This window comes from Rhodoglobus sp. (genome assembly GCF_053580035.1).
The window spans coordinates 751,972-764,772 of record NZ_JBMDVL010000001.1 but is presented as its reverse complement, the minus strand read 5'-3'; the positions used below and the strand labels follow the sequence as shown (position 1 = coordinate 764,772).

Genomic DNA, 12,801 nt, shown 5'->3' with positions numbered 1-12,801 from the left:
TTCGGCCGCTGGTAGTTACGCTGCAGGCACGGCTGCATCGGTCGCGATGCAGGCGTAGTCGGTCATCAGTACGTCGTCTTCTGTCGTACGTTCTGAGACGATGAACTCTTGATCGGGGCGAACGCCGTCAGCGACGGTCTCTTTGAATTCGCTAAATGTCTCGGCACAGGATGACGACACAGCGTTCTGCAGGCCACCAGCTTCACTGATTTCTGCTTTCGCTAGCTCGCCCTTGCCGATCACGATGTGGGTGTGAGCGTTGGTGCATGGAGCAACTTCAGCTTCGCTGAGATTGCTGCCGTCAACGAAGCTGAAGCAGTCTCCGACGAGCAAATCGGTGGAGCCGATAATGGCGGGCTCAAGAACCTGACCGTTATCGTCGCGCGCAAGTTCGGGATAAAGCAGCGAGCACCCCGCGAGGGCGGCGAGCACTGCGGTCGCAACGATGGTGGCAGTGGTGGCGCGCGTGATAGTAGTCAAGAATGGTCCTGTGGTTCGGAATTGGCAGTGGTGGAAAATATTGCCCCAAATTTGTGGCATACTTTTCTAGTTGTTGTGACGGCCCCATCGTACAGAGGCCTAGTACGCCGCCCTCTCACGGCGGTAACGCGGGTTCGAATCCCGCTGGGGTCACAGTAGCAAAGTTCCGGTCATGTTCGTTTGAACAGGGCCGGGACTTTCGTCGTTAAGCGGTCGAGCTTCGCGAACCAGGGCTGGCGGTCGTCGGTGGCAACTCTGTGCGCCGGCGGCCGCCTGCACGGCCTTCTGCCCACCCTTAGCGCGCCCTACTGCGCTGTCTTGAGCGCCTCGTTGATCGCCTCGGGCAGATCCTCAACGCGTTGAGTATCGACGAGCTCATCATTCACGAAAAACGATGGAGTGCTGTTGACGCCAAGCGCCTGTCCGCCCTCGAAGTCTGCTTCTACGCGAGCTTGAGTCGCTGGATCGTCAATAGCTGCGTCGTAAGCATCGAGGTCAAGCCCTAGCTCGGCGGCATAGTCACGAAATACGCTCGCTTGCGAACCATCGGCAAAGCCCCACTCCGCCTGGGTTTCGAAAAGCTGCTGATACATCGCTTCGAATTCACCCTGCTGTGCCGCAGCCTCGGCGGCAATGGCCGCTTCCATCGAGTGCGGATGATTCGGCAGGGGAAAATAGCGCACAACATAGTTGATCTTGCCGTCGTAGTACTCGCGCATTGCCTCGACGTAGGGATAAAACTGGCCACAGGCGCTGCACTCGAAATCGAGAAATTCAACTACGGTCACCGCATCCGAATCCGCTGTGTCCAGATAGTGGGAGTCGCTTGCTACCGCCGAGCTTGGTGATTGCGCAGTGCCGCCGCTCGCGTCATTGGTGGGGCTGGTGTCTGCCGCGTTCACGGAAACGTAGATAAACACGCCTACGGCGAGAGCGACGAGCACACCAAGCGCAACCAGGGTAGGGACAAGGGCCTTTTTCATGGAGTCTCCGACTGAGATTTGACAGTGAGTTCCGCTCAAGGGTAGCCGGGAAGTCGCTCCGCAGCCTGTCCTTTGCCTGCAAGTCGCGCGACGCCGAACGGCACGCGGCAGCCCGAGCTCGATCGCGAGCGCGAGCGTTCTGGAGTAGGGCCCGACGTCGGGTGCGGTCGCTGTGGCAGCGGGTTCGCGCCAAAAAAAGCGATCGAGATTAGTCACGAAAGCACACGATGCGTAACAAGCGGTAGCGCAACGACATGAAGTCGACACAAACTCGACGGTCGCTGGAATCAGGCACAGGATGTAGCCAACACCACCCAGAAAAGGGGGTCTATAACTGAGGAGAGCGACCATGTCAGACAGCACCAGCACCATCCACGCGATTGGCAATCGTTGGGAATCCATACACCGACCGACCACGCCAGAGAGCTGGCTGCAACGCGCAGTTGAGGTGTCTGACATCCTCGCCGCCGACGCTAGTGAACGCGACGCCGCTAACCAGCCACCGCACGCAGAAGTGAAACTACTCAAGGACTCGGGACTTGTGACCGTGCTCGGGCCGATCGCGCATGGCGGCGGAGGGCAGTCATGGGAGACGACCTACAAGATCATCCGCACGATAGCTCGGGGCGACGGCTCAATAGGCCAGCTTCTTGGTTACCACTACCTGTGGGCGTGGGCAGCACGTCTTGTCGCCACGGATGAGCAGATCGCTGACATAGAGCAGCTGTACACCGAGAAGAACTTCCTCTTTGGTGGTGCCGTCAATCCCCGCGACTCCGATTTGACGGTCACGGAGGCCGGAGACGACATCGTCTTCACCGGAAATAAGTCATTCTCCACCGGCGGTGTCGTTTCGGATCTCACGGTGCTTGAGGGCATCCTCGAAGGCACCAACACCCACGTGTTCGCGATCGTTCCGACCGATCAGTCAGCCATCGTGTTCAATGGTGATTGGGACAATCTCGGCCAGCGCCTTACCGAGTCAGGTTCAGTGCAGATCAACGGTGTGCGCACGAGTTGGGCTTCCGCTTTGGGTTTCGTTAACAAAGAGTTCCAGCCGCTCACTTACGGCACCCTCAACGTTCCCGCCATCCAACTGGTCTTCGCAAATTTCTATCTCGGTATCGCCCAGAGGGCAATCGAGAACGCTTCTGCGTATACACGTACGAAGAGTCGCGCCTGGCCCTATGGCGGAGACAACAAAGCGCACGCATCAGAGGAGTGGTACATCCTTGAGGGCTACGGCCAATTGCAATCAAAGCTGTGGGCGGATGAGGCGCTGCTTGACGCGGTCGGGAGCGAAATCAGCGCGGTTTTGCATGCGCCTCGCGCGGATCTCACCGCACGACGTCGCGGAGAAATCGCTGTACGCATCGCTGCGGGAAAACTCCGCATCAGCGAAGACGGGCTTGAGACGGCGACGAAGGTATTTGAGCTGACGGGCGCGCGAGCATCCGCTAATTCGGTCGGCTTGGATATTTATTGGCGCAACTTGCGAACCCATAGCTTGCACGACCCAGTGCCCTATAAGAAGCGCGAGGTCGGTCAGTACGTGCTACTCAACGAGGTGCCGGAGCCTAGCTGGTATACCTAAGACCGGATGTCGATGCGTGCGCGTGGTTTGTCGACACTGAGCGGAACCTCCGCAAAGCTTGGCGAGAGTCGCGCCGCGCGGATTCCGTTGACGATAACGATGAGCTCGGCAAGCTCGTGCACCAGAACGACTCCTGCGAGACCAAGCGTTCCGGTGAGGGCAAGCGGAAACAGCACAACAATGATCGCTAGTGAGAGTGCGATGTTGCTGGTCATGATTCGTCGTCCGCGGCGGGCATGAGCCAAAGCAACGGGGATGAGGCGCAGGTCGTTGCCGGTGAAGGCCACATCGGCAGATTCAATGGCAGCCGCTGAGCCTGCCACTCCCATCGCAATGCCGACATCGGCGGTGGCGAGTGCTGGCGCATCATTGATACCGTCGCCAATCATCGCGGTTGGTGATTCTGTGGCGAGCGCTGCGATGGCGTTCGACTTTTCTGCCGGCAGCAACTCGGCGCGAATATCGGTGATTCCTGCCTGGCGAGCGAGTGTCTCGGCGGTGCGAGCGTTATCTCCCGTGAGCATGAGGGTGCGGATGCCCGCCTGCGCAAGTTGCTCGACTGCTTCGGCAGCCTCTGGCCGAAGTTCGTCGCGCACACCCATGAGCCCAATTGCTTGACCGTCTCGTTCCACGGCTATCACAGTCATGCCTTCATTCGCGAGGCGCTGCGCGACGGGGGAGAGTCCTGCGACATCGAGGAAGCGCACGCTTCCGGCTCGCACGGGCACGCCGTTGAGTGTTCCCGAGATCCCTCGCCCGGCGTCTTCGCGCACCTCGGTCGCCTCGGAATACTCGGGTCGTTCTGCGAGCACTGCATTCGCGAGTGGGTGTGTGCTGTGACTCTCTAGTGCAGCCGCGATGCTGAGCACTTCGGTGCTTGTCACTCCGTCAATGGTTTCCACGACGACAACGGTTGGACGGTTTTGCGTTAACGTTCCGGTCTTGTCGAAAGCAACGGTGCGGATGCTGCCCATCCGTTCGAAGGCTGCACCAGACTTGACGATTATCCCGAGCTTGCTTGCTGCGCCAATTGCTGAGATCACGGTGACGGGTACAGCGATTGCGAGAGCACACGGAGAAGCGGCTACGAGCACCACGAGGGCACGTTCCGTCCATAGTGCGGGTTCGCCAACGAGGAAACCGTAGCCGACGATCGCGGCGGCGACTCCCAAAACTAGGGGCACAAGCGGCCGGGCAATTCTGTCGGCGAGGCGAGCGCGCTCACCCTTGCGGTTATTTGCTTCTTCGACAAGTCGCACGATCGTGGTGAGGGAGTTGTCGGTGCCTTCAGCGGTTGCCCGGATGCGCAGAGTGCCGATTCCATTGATGGACCCCGCGAGCACGACGCTGTGAGCATCGACAGCGATGGGCATCGATTCTCCGGTTATTGCCGAGGTGTCGACACTGCTGCGCCCGCTTGTGACAATTCCGTCGGTGGCTACCCGCTCGCCAGCACGCACGATGAGGATGTCGTCGATGAGAATGTCGGCTACTGCAATCTGCGAAATACTCCCCTCGCGTTCCACGATTGCAGTCTCTGGCACAAGAGACAGGAGCGCTCGCAGTCCGTGGCGAGCACGGTCCATTGCACGATCTTCGAGGGCCTCGGCGATCGAGAAGAGGAAGGCGAGTGCGGCTGCTTCGGCAACGTGGTCGAGCGCGACGGCTCCCACGGCCGCAATCGTCATGAGCAAGCCAACACCAAGGGACCCGCGCACCAAGCGGCGGAGAGCGCCCGGCACGAAAGTGATTGCACCGGCAATCAAGCCGAGACTATAAAGGAGCGTCGTTGGCCAGCCGGTTACTCCCCACAGCTGCACGGTAAATGCCGCCACGAGCAAAAGCCCAGAGGCGGCAGGCAGTGCAAGAGCACGATCCGTCCACCACGGTGGCAGTGCATCTGCGCGCGACGGCGGCGGAGAGGCAATCGTCAGCATGGGAAGACTGTACAGCAGGCGTCCACCGCGATTGTTTCGGCTCGACGCGAAAGTCCTCTGCGCAACCTGTGAATTCGCAGGCAGCGCAGAAGTGTCGGTCAGCTATCATTGTGAACGCGAAGGGGAGTATCCCACCTCGTTGTACTCGTCAATACGAACCACTCAGTAGTGGCTCCGGGGCAACGGCATCCACCATTCAGCTGGATGCGGGAGAGACTTTCGAGACTTGCGGCACCTCGAAACCCCCGAATGGAAAATCTTGACCACTCTGCCTATCTGGTTCGAAGCAACTTCCCTGACGGTGCTGCTGATTATCCTCGCAGCCGACCTCGTCATGGCCTACAAGCGCCCGCACATTCCGAGCACGCGCGAATCTGCGCTCTGGGTTGGCTTCTATGTGAGCCTCGCGCTTATCTTCGCCCTCATGATGTTCCTCCTCGGCGATGTCGAGCAGGCCGGGCAATTCATTGCCGGTTGGGTCACCGAATACAGTCTCTCGATCGACAACCTGTTCGTGTTTGTGATCATCATGGGGCGCTTCTCGGTGCCGCGAAAGTACCAACAAGAGGTACTGATGGTCGGCATCCTGATCGCCCTCGTCTTGCGTGGCATCTTCATCCTGCTGGGCGCGCAACTGATCGAAAACTTCAGCTTCATCTTCTACGTCTTCGGTGCGTTCCTGCTTTACACGGCCATTCGCCAAGTGTTCGAAGATCACGATGACATGGAACAAACTGAGAGCGGAATCATCCGTTTCTTGCGGAAGCACATCAACATTTCACCGGTATTCGATGGCGGAAAAGTGCGCACCGTGATCGACGGCAAGAAGGTCTTCACCCCGATCCTCGTCGTGTTTGTCGCCCTCGGTATCACCGACCTCGTGTTCGCGATCGACTCGATTCCCGCGATCTTCGGAATCACGACAGATCCCTTCATCGTGTTCACCGCCAACATCTTCGCGCTCATGGGGCTACGTCAGCTGTACTTCTTGCTCGGCGACCTCATCGACAAACTCGTATACCTGCACTACGGCATTGCCTTCGTGCTCGGCTTCATCGGCGTGAAACTGTTCCTCCACGCACTGCACGTGAACGAACTCCCGTTCATCAACGGGGGAGAGCCAGCACTGTGGGCGCCAGAAATTGGCACATGGACTTCGCTCATCGTCATCCTGGTCGCGATGGCGATTGCGGTCATCGCGAGCCTGGTAAAGATGAACCATGACAAGAAGCGGGAACTCGTCAGCGTCGACAACGACTAACGAGCGGCAAACTCGTTGTGGTGCGCGCCCGGCTCCAGCCAGACGCGCACTCTCTGCCTAGACGGTAGTGGCTAGTCGTGACTGCGCGAGTCGTTCTGCGGCGTCCAAGGTTGTGATTCCCTGGTCGGCTGCATCGCGGAAGATCGTGGCAACGGTCTCACCGATAGCCTCGACGCGCTTGGCGATTTCGTCAGCATCGGCATCCGGTTCTGATGCCATATCGAGGTAAATCACACCACCGCCGTTAACGACGAAGTCTGGTGCCCAGAGAATGCCGCGCTCGGCAAGTGCCTCAGCGCCATCATGCTGGGCGAGTTGGTTGTTGGCGGCTCCGACGACACCGCTGACGTTGAGTTCGCGGATAACGCGGGGGCTCAGAGCGCCACCCATTCCGCAGGGAACGTAAATGTCTGCGACAACACTGTGGGCTTCATCCGCATCGACCCAGTTGGCGTCGAGTTCGGCAGCGAGTAGCTTGCGGTCGAGGTTGACGTCGGTGACCGTCAGCACAGCACCGGCAGCGGTCAGTGAGCGAGCGAGACGTCCGCCTACCTGGCCGAGACCCGAAATTACGAGGTGACGTCCGGCAAGGTCGCGAGTGCCGAAGAGGGCCTCGCAGGTGGCAAGAATGCTGGCGTGAACGCCGGCTGCAGTGGCATCTGCCGGTTCCCCTGCTCCACCCTGATCGGCGGGAAGGCCGCACACGTGTTCGGTGCGTTCGGCGACGATGGACATGAGCTCGGCGCTCGTACCAACATCTTCCGCCGTCATGTAAGCACCGTTGAGGCTTTCGATGGCATCGCCGAGGTCGAGCATTGCGTCACGCTTCTGCGCGGGAGTAAGAACAATGCCCATCGGAACGTGGATGACCGACTTGCCGCCTCCGCGGTTGAGCCCGGCGGCAGAGTTCTTGAGAGTCATCGCGGCCGAGAGGCGCAGGGAGTCGGCTACGGCATCCGTCCAGTGCGGGTAGTTCCACATTCGTGCTCCACCCAGGGCTTGCCCGAGGACGGTGGAGTGGACGGCGACGCTAATAACGAGGCCGGAACGTTTGCCCGTAGAGACGAGGACATTCTCGTGCGAGAACTCCGCATTTTCGATAGCGGATACGGGGGCTTCTAACGTCGTTGACGCTTGCGTAATCATGAACTTCTCCTGCGAGTGGGCCTTGTGGGCAAAACAACAAAATGGCAAGTGGTGGTAGCGCGAGGGTGGTGCGCTGTGGCCAGCATACTGCCGACGCAGACAGAAGTAGACTAGAGAGATTGAGCCGCGCATTTTGCGGCACGATCGTCGATTCGAAAGAGGTGCGCTATGGGCAAGACCCTGGCAGAAAAAGTGTGGGATGACCATCTGGTCGTCACGGGTGCCGATGGCACTCCCGACCTCATCTACATTGACCTTCACCTTGTGCACGAAGTCACGAGCCCTCAAGCATTCGATGGACTCCGGATGGCCGGGCGCCCCGTTCGTCGCCCCGACCTGACCATTGCCACCGAAGACCACAACACTCCGACTCTCGCGATCCACAAGCCGATCGCTGACCTCACCAGTCGTACCCAGATTGAAACCCTGCGCAAGAACGCGAAGGAGTTCGGTGTGCGGCTGCATTCACTCGGCGACATCGAGCAGGGAATCGTTCACGTCGTTGGCCCGCAGCTTGGCCTCACGATGCCCGGCATCACCGTCGTCTGTGGCGACTCGCACACCAGCACGCACGGCGCCTTCGGTGCCATGGCCTTCGGCATCGGTACGAGTGAAGTCGAGCACGTGCTCGCCACCCAGACCCTTCCTCTTAAAGCATTCAAGACAATGGCCATCACCGTTGAAGGCGAACTGCGCCCCGGCGTCACCGCAAAAGACATCATCCTTGCCGTCATCGCGCAGATCGGAACCGGCGGAGGCCAAGGTTACGTTCTCGAATTCCGCGGAAGCGCCATCCGTGCCCTCTCTATGGAGGGGCGCATGACAATCTGCAACATGTCGATCGAAGCTGGCGCCCGCGCCGGAATGATCGCCCCAGACCAGATCACCTACGACTATCTTCAGGGTCGCCCGCACGCACCAGAGGGTGCCGACTGGGATGCCGCTGTTGAGTACTGGAACACGCTCGCCACCGACGATGACGCCGTCTTCGACGCCGAAGTCTTCCTCGATGCCAACACGCTAGAGCCGTTCGTCACTTGGGGAACCAACCCCGGCCAGGGCGTCTCGCTCAGCGACAACGTTCCCGTGCCCGCCGAAATTGCCGACGTCAACGAACGCGCTTCCGCAGAACGCGCGATCGAATACATGGCGCTTGAGGCAGGCATGCCAATGAAAGACATCCGCGTGGATGCTGTCTTCATGGGCTCGTGCACCAATAGTCGTATCGAAGATTTGCGCGCATTCGCGTCCATCATTCAGGGGCGCAAGAAAGCGGATCACATTCGCGTCATGGTCGTGCCAGGCTCCGCGCGCGTGCGCATCGAAGCCGAAGCCGAAGGCATCGACAAGATCGTCGAAGAGTTCGGCGCAGAGTGGCGCTTCGCAGGCTGCTCGATGTGTCTCGGAATGAACCCAGACCAGCTGGCGCCTGGCGAGCGGTGCGCCTCAACAAGCAACCGCAACTTCGAAGGCCGCCAAGGCAAAGGAGGGCGCACCCACCTGGTGTCTCCACTCGTTGCCGCAGCCACCGCCATCCGCGGAACCCTCTCTAGCCCCTGGGATCTCGACAACAGCCCCCTGCCAGAGCAGATGGCGCTCGCCGCAACGACCGCTGAGGAGTCACGCTAATGGACAAGGTCACCACCGTCAGCGGAATCGCCGTTCCGCTCAAGCGCAGCAATGTCGACACCGACCAGATCATCCCTGCCGAGTTTCTCAAGCGAGTAACCAAGACCGGATTCGATGATGCGCTCTTCTTTGCATGGCGCCAAGACCCCGACTTCATTCTCAATCGTGAGCCATACAATCAGGGCAAAATCTTGGTTACCGGTTCCGACTTCGGCACGGGCTCTAGCCGCGAGCACGCTGTGTGGGCGCTTCGCGATTACGGTTTTCAGGCAGTTCTCAGTTCCCGTTTTGGCGATATTTTTCGTGGCAACTCTGGAAAGCAGGGTCTGCTCGCAGCCCAGCTAACAGAAGACGAAATCGAGACAATCTGGGCTCTCATCGAAGCAGATCCCGGGCTCGAGGTGACAGTCGATCTCGAAGCTCGCACGGTAACTGCAGGTGCTGCGCAGTTCACTTTCGAGATAGATGATTACACTAGGTGGCGTTTGCTCGAAGGGCTCGATGACATCGGCCTGACTTTGAGAAACGAAACAGACATCACGGAGTTCGAAAGCCGCCGAGAATCATGGCGACCTAAAACTTTGCCAGCGAAGTAGGGGTAACGATGAATCCATTGGCTCAAGATGCCACAGCGGCAGCCAAGCGAACCGGCTTGCTTTCCAACCAGATCATTATCAACGGCGGAAAGCCCCTTCGGGGACGCATCAACGTGCGTGGTGCTAAGAACCTCGCTACCAAAGCAATGGTCGCGGCTCTTCTCGCCGACACCCCCAGTGTGCTTAGGGATGTTCCCGCCATCAGTGACGTTCGCGTCGTCACCGGAATGCTCGAAGCGTATGGCGTTACCGTTACAGAAACGGGCGATGGCGAGCTGACCCTCGACCCTAAAAACGTGCTCAAGGCCCACTTTGCCAAGATTGACGCGCTCGCAGGTTCGAGCCGCATCCCGATCCTGTTCTGCGGTCCACTCCTGCACCGCCTCGGCGAAGCTCTCATTCCCGACCTCGGTGGTTGCCGCATCGGTGACCGCCCCATCGACTTCCACTTGGATGCTCTGCGAGCGTTCGGCGCGATCGTCGACAAGAGCTACGAAGGCATTCGCCTGACAGCTCCTGAAGGTCTTCACGGTGCGGACATCGAACTGCCGTACCCCAGCGTCGGAGCGACCGAACAAGTACTGCTCACGGCTGTACTGGCTAAGGGAGTCACCGAGCTCAAGGGCGCGGCGATCGAGCCCGAGATCATGGATCTCATCGCTATCCTGCAAAAAATGGGCGCCATCATCAACGTTGAGCCCAACCGCGTCATCTTCATTGAGGGCGTCGAGAAGCTCAGCGGCTACAACCACCGCGCACTGTTCGACCGCAACGAAGCCGCAAGCTGGGCATCCGCTGCTCTTGCAACCGGTGGTGACATTTTCGTTGAGGGCGCTAAGCAGCAAGAGCTCATGAATTTCTTGAACATCTTCCGCAAAGTGGGCGGTGCGTTCGATATTGCCGAAGACGGCATCCGGTTCTGGCATCCAGGCGGGCCGCTCAAGCCGGTCGTTATCGAAACCGATGTGCACCCCGGCTTCATGACCGACTGGCAGCAGCCCCTAATCGTTGCTCTCACGCAGGCGGAAGGTCGCTCTGTTGTGCACGAGACCGTCTACGAGAACCGTCTCGGATTCACCTCAGCGCTGATCGAAATGGGCGCCAACATTGTGGTGCACGAAGAGGGGCTGGAATCAATCAGCCGTCGTGTTCCCCGTCGCCCACTCGAACAGGCCGCCGTCATCATCGGACCAACGCCTTTGCACGGTGCCGATGTTGAGATTCCTGACCTTCGCGGCGGCTTCAGCCACCTCATTGCCGCACTGACCGCCGAGGGGCAGTCAACTGTCAGCAACATTGGCATCATTGCTCGTGGCTACGAGCACTTCGTTGACAAGCTTGAATCTTTGGGTGCCGACTTCATCTACGAGGGATAACCAGCAGTGTCGTCAAGCCCAAAGGCGGGAGCACGCGTGAAATCTGAGAAGACAGCTGCATTTCGTCTGCTCGCATTCCTGCTGCTCCCCGCCATGACCTTCTTGGCGAAGTACACACTGCATGACGTGCACAACGTTCCCGCTCACGGCGCGTTCGTGATGTCGCCCAATCACTACAGCAATATCGATCCCATCGTGATTGGTGTTGCCATGTGGAAGATTGGTCGGATGCCGCGCTACATGGCCAAGGCGTCGTTGTTCACGGTCCCCGTTCTCGGGTGGTTGATGAAGAAATCGGGACAAGTTCCTGTCGAGCGCGCCTCCCGCAGTCGCGAAGGCGGCGACCCGCTCAAAGCCGCCCGCCACATCGCCGACCAGGGACTCGCCGTAGTGGTGTACCCGGAGGGCTCGCTCACACGCGAACCCAATATGTGGCCGATGCGTGGAAAAGCGGGAGCGGTGCGAACGGCGCTCGAAGCGGGTATTCCTCTGATCCCCGCTGCAAGCTGGGGCGCGCAAGAAATTTTGCCGCGATACTCCAAACGGATCAGCGTTTTTCCCCGTAAGACTGTTCACATTCGTTTCGGCGAGCCAGTAGACCTGTCAGAGTTTAAGGGCAAGCATTTAGATGCGCGCACGCTTGCTGAAGCCACGGAGAAACTCATGACCGCAATTACGGCCCTTCTCGAAGACCTTCGGGGCGAAACCGCCCCGAAGATGCGCTACAACCCGGCCGACCATGGCCAGAGTGAGGTTGGTCGTTTTGAGCAACGTTAACGCGGGACCCGATCATGCCCCCGCCCGCCGTGTAGCAGTTCTTGGCGCTGGTTCTTGGGGCACGACGTTCTCAAAAATTCTTGCCGACGGCGGCAACGACGTAGCGCTGTGGGCTCGCCGCCCTGAGCTTGCCCGCGAAATCTCGCAATCTAAGCGCAACAGTGACTACCTGCCGGGCATCAATTTGCCGCGGTCACTCTGGGCGAGCGACAAGCTGCACGAAGTTCTCGAAGGCGCAGAGCAGGTTTACCTGTCTGTGCCTAGCCAGTCTTTGCGCGAGAATCTGCGGATCGTTCGCGAGCTGATTCCCGAGGATGCCCTCATCGTCTCGCTCATGAAGGGTGTCGAAAAGGGCACTGGCGCGCGCATGAGTGAAGTGATTTTGCAAGAACTGGGTGTCGACCCCAACCGGGTTGCCGTGGCATCCGGCCCCAACCTTGCTCTAGAGATCGCCAAAGAGCAGCCAACAGCGGCAGTGATGAGCAGTGCGAGTCTTGAGACCGCGACCACCGTTGCGGTAACCGCACGCAATCGCTATTTCCGGTCGTTTGTCAACACGGATGTCATCGGCACCGAATTTGGCGGAGTCCTCAAGAACCTGATCGCCGTTGCGATCGGAATCGTCGATGGAGTCGGCTACGGCGAAAACACAAAGGCGTCGATCATCACCCGCGGACTTGCCGAGATGACTGATTTCTCGGTCGCTTTCGGTGCTCGGGCAGAAACCCTTGCGGGCCTTGCCGGCCTCGGAGACCTCATCGCCACGTGTGAATCGTCGCTCTCACGCAACAACACGGCAGGGCGCTTGCTCGGTCAGGGCTACAGCTTCTCTGAAGTCATCAAGCAGATGAATCAGACCGCTGAAGGTCTCTCGTCTGTTGCCCCCATTCTTGAACTGGCACTGTCGAAGGGCGTCGACATGCCGATCGTGAGTCAGGTTGCTGAGGTTTTGGCCGGTACGCTCGCTCCGCGGGATATTGCTCCGCATTTGACGACTGACGACCTTCCGCAGGGGGAGTAAA

Annotated in this window: 11 protein-coding genes and 1 tRNA gene; 8 read left to right on the top strand and 4 right to left on the bottom strand. The window is 59.4% G+C overall.

Annotation, left to right across the window (positions count from 1 at the left end; all coding sequences use genetic code 11):
* Positions 1-15: 15 nt before the first annotated feature.
* Entirely contained in the window at positions 16-480 is a 465-nt protein-coding gene (locus ACOH1Z_RS03755) for a hypothetical protein (protein ID WP_449647139.1), read from the bottom strand.
* Between the two features lie 80 nt (positions 481-560).
* Here ACOH1Z_RS03755 and ACOH1Z_RS03750 point away from each other — a divergent pair.
* A tRNA-Glu gene (locus tag ACOH1Z_RS03750) sits at positions 561-633 on the top strand.
* Between the two features lie 152 nt (positions 634-785).
* Here the strand turns inward: ACOH1Z_RS03750 and ACOH1Z_RS03745 are convergent.
* Complete coding sequence (locus tag ACOH1Z_RS03745) at positions 786-1,463, bottom strand: DsbA family protein (protein ID WP_449647138.1); 678 nt, start codon at positions 1,461-1,463, stop codon at positions 786-788.
* 349 nt (positions 1,464-1,812) lie between these two features.
* Here ACOH1Z_RS03745 and ACOH1Z_RS03740 point away from each other — a divergent pair, with 349 nt between their 5' ends.
* Entirely contained in the window at positions 1,813-3,057 is a 1,245-nt protein-coding gene (locus ACOH1Z_RS03740; RefSeq protein WP_449647137.1) for an acyl-CoA dehydrogenase family protein, read from the top strand.
* On the opposite strand, the gene ACOH1Z_RS03735 is transcribed toward ACOH1Z_RS03740, so the two are convergent.
* Positions 3,054-4,994 (bottom strand): heavy metal translocating P-type ATPase, encoded by a 1,941-nt coding sequence (locus tag ACOH1Z_RS03735; RefSeq protein WP_449647136.1) that lies wholly within the window; start codon positions 4,992-4,994, stop codon positions 3,054-3,056. The genes ACOH1Z_RS03740 and ACOH1Z_RS03735 overlap by 4 nt on opposite strands.
* A 256-nt stretch (positions 4,995-5,250) precedes the next feature.
* Between ACOH1Z_RS03735 and ACOH1Z_RS03730 the strand changes: the two genes are divergently transcribed.
* Complete coding sequence (locus ACOH1Z_RS03730; protein ID WP_449648189.1) at positions 5,251-6,255, top strand: TerC family protein; 1,005 nt, start codon at positions 5,251-5,253, stop codon at positions 6,253-6,255.
* A gap of 57 nt (positions 6,256-6,312) precedes the next feature.
* On the opposite strand, the gene ACOH1Z_RS03725 is transcribed toward ACOH1Z_RS03730, so the two are convergent.
* Positions 6,313-7,401 (bottom strand): Glu/Leu/Phe/Val dehydrogenase family protein, encoded by a 1,089-nt coding sequence (locus ACOH1Z_RS03725; protein ID WP_449647135.1) that lies wholly within the window; start codon positions 7,399-7,401, stop codon positions 6,313-6,315.
* Positions 7,402-7,569: 168 nt separating this feature from the next.
* On the opposite strand from ACOH1Z_RS03725, the gene leuC reads away from it, so the two are divergent.
* From leuC to ACOH1Z_RS03700, 5 genes are read left to right on the top strand one after another with little or no spacing between them, the layout of a single operon-like run.
* Entirely contained in the window at positions 7,570-9,030 is a 1,461-nt protein-coding gene (gene leuC / locus ACOH1Z_RS03720; protein WP_449647134.1) for a 3-isopropylmalate dehydratase large subunit, read from the top strand.
* Positions 9,030-9,626, top strand: coding sequence for a 3-isopropylmalate dehydratase small subunit (leuD, locus tag ACOH1Z_RS03715; protein ID WP_449647133.1), 597 nt, complete (start codon positions 9,030-9,032; stop codon positions 9,624-9,626). Before leuC ends, leuD begins: the two co-directional genes overlap by 1 nt.
* 8 nt (positions 9,627-9,634) lie before the next feature.
* Positions 9,635-11,002 carry a UDP-N-acetylglucosamine 1-carboxyvinyltransferase gene (murA, locus tag ACOH1Z_RS03710; RefSeq protein WP_449647132.1) on the top strand — a complete coding sequence of 456 codons (1,368 nt, stop codon included), beginning with the start codon at positions 9,635-9,637 and terminating at the stop codon, positions 11,000-11,002.
* Between the two features lie 36 nt (positions 11,003-11,038).
* The gene (locus ACOH1Z_RS03705; RefSeq protein WP_449647131.1) at positions 11,039-11,779 is read left to right on the top strand and encodes a lysophospholipid acyltransferase family protein; all 741 of its coding nucleotides are present in this window, start codon (positions 11,039-11,041) and stop codon (positions 11,777-11,779) included.
* Positions 11,766-12,800, top strand: coding sequence for an NAD(P)H-dependent glycerol-3-phosphate dehydrogenase (locus ACOH1Z_RS03700; RefSeq protein ID WP_449647130.1), 1,035 nt, complete (start codon positions 11,766-11,768; stop codon positions 12,798-12,800). The genes ACOH1Z_RS03705 and ACOH1Z_RS03700 overlap by 14 nt, the downstream gene beginning before the upstream one ends.
* The last annotated feature ends 1 nt before the right edge of the window (position 12,801 follow it).

Coding starts and splice junctions, on each gene's coding strand:
- ACOH1Z_RS03745 (WP_449647138.1), bottom strand. CDS start 1,463: ATGAAAAAGGCCCTTGTCCCTACCCTGGTTGCGCTTGGTGTGCTCGTC.
- ACOH1Z_RS03740 (WP_449647137.1), top strand. CDS start 1,813: ATGTCAGACAGCACCAGCACCATCCACGCGATTGGCAATCGTTGGGAA.
- ACOH1Z_RS03735 (WP_449647136.1), bottom strand. CDS start 4,994: ATGCTGACGATTGCCTCTCCGCCGCCGTCGCGCGCAGATGCACTGCCA.
- ACOH1Z_RS03725 (WP_449647135.1), bottom strand. CDS start 7,401: ATGATTACGCAAGCGTCAACGACGTTAGAAGCCCCCGTATCCGCTATC.
- leuC (WP_449647134.1), top strand. CDS start 7,570: ATGGGCAAGACCCTGGCAGAAAAAGTGTGGGATGACCATCTGGTCGTC.
- leuD (WP_449647133.1), top strand. CDS start 9,030: ATGGACAAGGTCACCACCGTCAGCGGAATCGCCGTTCCGCTCAAGCGC.
- murA (WP_449647132.1), top strand. CDS start 9,635: ATGAATCCATTGGCTCAAGATGCCACAGCGGCAGCCAAGCGAACCGGC.